The sequence below is a fragment of the Hydrotalea flava genome (assembly GCF_001623405.1).
Lineage (GTDB): Bacteria > Bacteroidota > Bacteroidia > Chitinophagales > Chitinophagaceae > Hydrotalea > Hydrotalea flava.
The window spans coordinates 1-5,475 of sequence record NZ_LUHG01000006.1 but is presented as its reverse complement, the minus strand read 5'-3'; the positions used below and the strand labels follow the sequence as shown (position 1 = coordinate 5,475).

Below are 5,475 nucleotides of genomic sequence, written 5' to 3'. Positions count from 1 at the left end.
ACTGTCCGTGATAAATGGGATTATGGAACAGGCTATCCATATTTTCCATGGAATCCGGGTGGAGGCATAAGTGGAGGTGGCGGCGCCGGACCTTACGAGCCCGATTGGAGTTGGTGGTGGACGGGTGGTGGTAGTACAGGCGGAGGAGGATTCCCTTATGAAATAATACCAGACGCAAATGTTTTGGGAGACTTTGTTGACGACCCAAATATATTTGAGGATGACCCTACTCAAGTTACATTTGACTATAACCAAGACCCTTGGCCAACAATAAATAATGTTCTATCTCCTTCTCAATTTGTTAAATATGATTATCGAAACTGTTTAGCCCTTGCTAAAGATCAGATAGCAAAAGCAGGGTTGAGAGATTTAGGTTATGGTTCTGCATTCAAGGTTTATGATGTTAATGGCGGTCCATATCCAAGTGTAGCAAAAACTGGTATAAACTATATAATAACCAAACTCCAATCTGGTAAACCTGTTATTGTTGGAGTAGATAATAGACCAGGAACTCCGAGTTCGGTTAATGCAGATGGCAAAACTGACCACTTTATTACTATTGTTGGTTCAGGTCAGGATAGTCAGGGAAAGTATTTGACGTTTTATGATAATGCAACAAATTTAACAAGTAAAGGATGCAGTAGTAATAACAAATTGTATTATGACGAAACAAAAGGTGTTATTACTGGCTATTCAGCCGCAAATGGTGCACCGCCAATATACTATGATTATATCGTAACTCAAATAAGAAAGAACCAATAAATTAATTTTCTGAATAGTCCCATGTGAGTTCCAACTCACATTGGACTATTTTCTATAAAATAATTTTTGATTATGAAACTTATAAAATATTTCTTATTACTCTTAATAAGTACAAACACAAACGCACAATTAACAAAAGATACATTATATATAAATAGAAATTCGAATCAAGTTGTTTTTATAGACACACCCCATTCTAAATATCATGATCTTGTCTTTAAATTTTTATTATCGGATTTGAAACAAAATGGAGCTGCTAAAACCAATATTGTTAATACAGAAAATATAAGTTCAAGTTATTTAGGTGATTGGATTACGGTTAAGAAATTCAAAAACAAATACTTTGCTTATTTTCCATCAGAACCTTTTTACAATACATTTTTTCGTTTATCTGATAGTGTACTTTTAATAAATGACTTTAACGAAGGTTTTATTACCTATAGAGTTGCTGATATAGGAGAAAAGATTAAAAAAGTTAAAATAAAACTAATAGGAAATGAAGGTGAGCGATATTCTATTTCAATTCGGCAAAAATCAAAGAAACTTTTTATTGTAAAATCTTCCCTCTTTAAGGTTAAAAAACTATACTTTGTTAAAAGAGATAATTATTTTGATTATCCAATTATAGTAAACTATTGCCCAACAAGTAGATGCCAAGAATTTGATTTCCGATGAAATAGAAATCTGTGTAAAAAACCAAGCAAAAAGCTAAGTTTTTTTAAGGATTTGTTGAAAATTTAAGCTCCCCTTTTTAGTACATTTCAAGAGTAGCATAATTTTTCATGTCAATTGTGTTACTGCCATTTATTGGGTGTAGTGAAGCGAGGGCCAATAGATGGCACTGATTTAACATACCGGCAATTGGGTGGGGCATGGATGAATGCTTTTCATCATTAAACGCACTATTTTGGAAGAGCTTATATTGAAAAAAAATTTGGTTTTCGAATTAAAATTGCGTATATTCATTATATTAAATTATTAAAATAAAAGCCCACAGCCATGTGCGAAAGTTTAGGGAGCTGCATACAGCAAGTGCATGGATAAATGAATAAGGAAAGGGTACCGGAACCAATGCTAATTGGCTTTACCAAACAGGATAAACAAGATAGGTACTTTGCAAAAAGGGCATAGCAACGCAGTGAAAATCAGAAAAAAAATAGGTTTATAATGGAATGGGAAAGAGGGGAAGATTCGTGTATTAGGAAGTTAGCGGTTATACTATTTTACTTTCTAAGTTGAAGCAATTATTTCAGCATTTAAAAAACGCAAAAAAAATTTTTTGAAATTGTTTGAAAAACTTAACTTTAATTTGAAAAGCCATACCCTTTCTCATAAAATTCTAAACTTAAAAACTTTAATTTATGAAAAAGATTATATTACTCGCAATTTTTATTTTCTCATTTATATTAACTAAAGCAAATTCTACATTCATTATTCATTTAAAAATCAATTTTACTTACAACACTTGCAAAAATTATGATCAACAAAAAACTGCAAGTTCCTTAGTAATGTATCCTGTGCAAGTAACATATACAGCTTCATAAAAATGTTGTGATGGAAGTAGTGTTATTGTTTCTGTTTTAATCGTCTCATACGATTCGCAAACAGGCCAAATTCTTAATGCATCTTATTATAATACTGGTTATAAATGTTCGGTTGGTTGTGCCCAAACGCCATTACCCCAAAGCGTTTAATGCCGATGGTGAATTATGGGCAATGGTAAAAAAAAGTGGCGACCGCTATATTTACGATGCTGTAAAAAAAGGTGTAGAATTACCTTTGCCCGATGAAATTGCGATTGGCTTAGATACCACAAAACCCAATTTGTTAGAAAGAAGAAAAGAATGGAATAAACCGGCTACCATCAATTATGCTTTGCCAACCGAAATTTGGCGTGAAGTGGTTGAACGCAGAAACCGATACACAGAAGTAAAAACCAAAATTGACAAAGGTGAAATAACCACCATCAACGATTTTATTACTTACAACCTGAACATTCGCCAGTTTGCACAGGATGTAGTAGAAAACACCAACGACCCCGAATGGCTCAAACACTTTTACAAAGCACTCAACAGCGTAACAATTATTGACCCTACTTGTGGCTCAGGTGCTTTCTTGTTTGCAGCAATGAACATTTTAGAACCGCTTTACGAAGCCTGTATTCAACGGATGGAAATTTTTATTGAAGAAGCAAAAGATGAAAACAACTACAAACATTTATCGCCCGAACTTCAAAAATCATGGAAATCCTTAAATCATAAAGAATCATGGTTCAGACAAGTGTTGGCACAAGTAAAAAGCCCCGAACACCCCAACTTACAATACTTCATTTACAAAAGCATTATCCTACGCAACTTGTATGGAGTAGATATAATGAAAGAAGCCGTAGAGATTGCCAAACTTCGTTTGTTTTTGAAATTAGTAGCTACCGTAGAAGCCGATTACCGAAAACCAAATTTAGGTTTGGAGCCACTGCCTGATATTGATTTTAATATACGTGCCGGAAATACTTTGGTGGGCTTTGCAACGGAAGCAGAATTGCAAAAAGGTTTAACCTATACTTTAGATGGTGCAATTGCAAAACCATTGATAGAAGAAAAATGCGAGATTGTTGCCAATGCTTTTAAACGCTACAAAGAGATACAATTAACCTATGGCGATGATTTTAAGGAGTTCAAAAAAGCAAAAGCAGAGTTAAATAAACGCCTGAAAGAACTCAACCACGAACTAAACCAACTCTTGTACAAACAAGCCACAGCCTACAAATATGAAGATTGGCTCAATTCGCATCAACCTTTTCATTGGTTTGCGGAGTTTTATGAAATCCTTCAAGATAATGGTGGTTTTGATGTGATAATTGGAAATCCGCCTTATGTTGAATTAAAAGTTGCCGAAAAAAGCTATAAGCTATACAACTCTGAATATAATATTGGGGGAAATCTGCATTCGATAGTGGCAGCAAGGGCAATAAATTTTCTCAATGAAAAGGGTTGTTTGGGATTTATTGTTCCTGTCGCTATTTCTAATACCGATAGAATGGAGAGCCTAAGGAAACTGTTTGTCTCACAAGGCCCAATTTGGGTAAGTAACTATTCAATTAGACCAGGCAAGCTTTTTTCTGGAGCAGAACAACGCCTGTCAATTTACATTTACAAAATAAATAAGACTGAAGCAGGCAAAATATGGACATCTAAATACTATAAATGGAATAAAGAAGAGCGAGAATTCTTATTTACAAATCACCATTTGACAGAATTTCAAACAAATGGTAAGCAAATTTGGTATAAAATTCCTAATTCGGTTGCCAAATCGATACTCGATAAGATTAATAGTGCTTCTGAATCTATTGCAAAATACAGTCGTGGCAATAAACAGGTTTTTTATAAAAATACTGGTATTGGTTACTACGTTACAACAACACTTCAACCACCTATTTGCTATATAAATGGCAAGAAAGCATCGAGCTCAAGGGAAACTACAGTCAATTTTGAGACAGAAGATTTGATGCACATTTTTCATTCAATATTGTCAAGCAGTACATTTTTTCTTTTCTATCAAGCAAGAAGTAATTGTCGTGATTTAAATCCATCAGATATTTCAAGCTTTAAATTTCCTTTATCTATTCTGAATGATAAATTATTAGTAAAGCTGTCAAAAAAATTACAGGAAAGTTTAGATAATAATTCGTGGTTTCAAATTAGAAATCAAATACAAACTGGGGAGGTGAAAATACAATCCTTTACTTCTTCTCTTTCAAAACCCATCATAGACGAAATAGACACAGTTCTTGCTCAGCACTATGGATTTACGGATGAGGAGTTGGACTTTATCATCAACTACGACATTAAATACCGAATGGGAAAGGAATTAGAAAGCGAAGACGAATAATGATAACAGCAAGCCTTGGAAATATTGACCTTTTAAAGCTACCGAAAACAGCTTTTTTATGCAGCCGTAAAGTGCCTGCTTCCGTGGTGCTTAAATGCTATGATTGGGCCATAGCGCAAAGAGAAAAAGGCGTGTGTGTAATCAGTGGTTTTCATAGCCAAATAGAAAAAGATGTATTGCATTATCTGCTCAAAGGCAAACAGCCCATCATTTTAGCTTTGGCAAGAGGACTAAAAGAAAAACTAGAACCTGAATTTGAGAAGCCAATTAAACAAGGCAGACTGTTAATCATCACACCATTTGACAAAACCATAAAACGAGTAACCGAACAAACAGCAGCAACAAGAAATAAATTAATGATTGACCTTGCCGGCCAAATTACCATTGGTTACACAAGCCCAGGCGGGCAATTGGAAGAACTATTAAAAGGAATTGAGAAACCAATCAACAAAATCGTCTGAGCTGAAATAGTTAAAACTTAATCTGACAGTTGGGTTAAATTGCAAATGAAATAACAAACAATTTAACCACTTTAAAAACTGTCAGAAATGAATGTAGAATCAAAGTTAATCCAAAGCAAATTAGGATTACTCAAATTAGCAGAAAAATTAGGTAACGTATCAGAGGCTTGCCGTGTTTACGGTTACAGCCGCGATAGCTTTTACCGCATTAAAGAACTCTATGATACAGGCGGTCCGATTGCCTTGAAAGAAATTAGTCGCAAAAAACCAATTCCGCAAAACAGAATTGAGCCGGAAATTGAGAAGGCTGTTGTAGAAATGGCTTTTGAAAATCCTGCTTTGGGTCAGTTGCGTGTATCCAACG

The 5,475-nt window shown here is 34.5% G+C and carries 5 protein-coding genes; all 5 read left to right on the top strand.

Features of this window, described 5'->3' with window-relative positions; translation table 11 throughout:
* Positions 1 to 762: hypothetical protein (locus tag A0F92_RS00140; RefSeq protein ID WP_068240398.1), on the top strand; the 762-nt coding region annotated here is incomplete at its 5' end.
* A 72-nt stretch (positions 763 to 834) separates the two neighbouring features.
* Positions 835 to 1,437 carry a hypothetical protein gene (locus A0F92_RS00135; protein WP_068240395.1) on the top strand — a complete coding sequence of 201 codons (603 nt, stop codon included), beginning with the start codon at positions 835 to 837 and terminating at the stop codon, positions 1,435 to 1,437.
* Positions 1,438 to 2,382: 945 nt separating this feature from the next.
* On the top strand, positions 2,383 to 4,650 hold the full coding sequence (locus tag A0F92_RS00125) for an Eco57I restriction-modification methylase domain-containing protein (RefSeq protein ID WP_068240390.1): 2,268 nt from the start codon (positions 2,383 to 2,385) through the stop codon (positions 4,648 to 4,650).
* A complete protein-coding gene (locus A0F92_RS00120) occupies positions 4,650 to 5,111 on the top strand; it encodes a hypothetical protein (RefSeq protein WP_068240388.1) in 462 nt (153 codons plus the stop codon). Before A0F92_RS00125 ends, A0F92_RS00120 begins: the two co-directional genes overlap by 1 nt.
* An 87-nt stretch (positions 5,112 to 5,198) precedes the next feature.
* A partial coding sequence (locus tag A0F92_RS00115) for a helix-turn-helix domain-containing protein (protein ID WP_167516643.1) occupies positions 5,199 to 5,475 on the top strand: 277 nt, incomplete at its 3' end.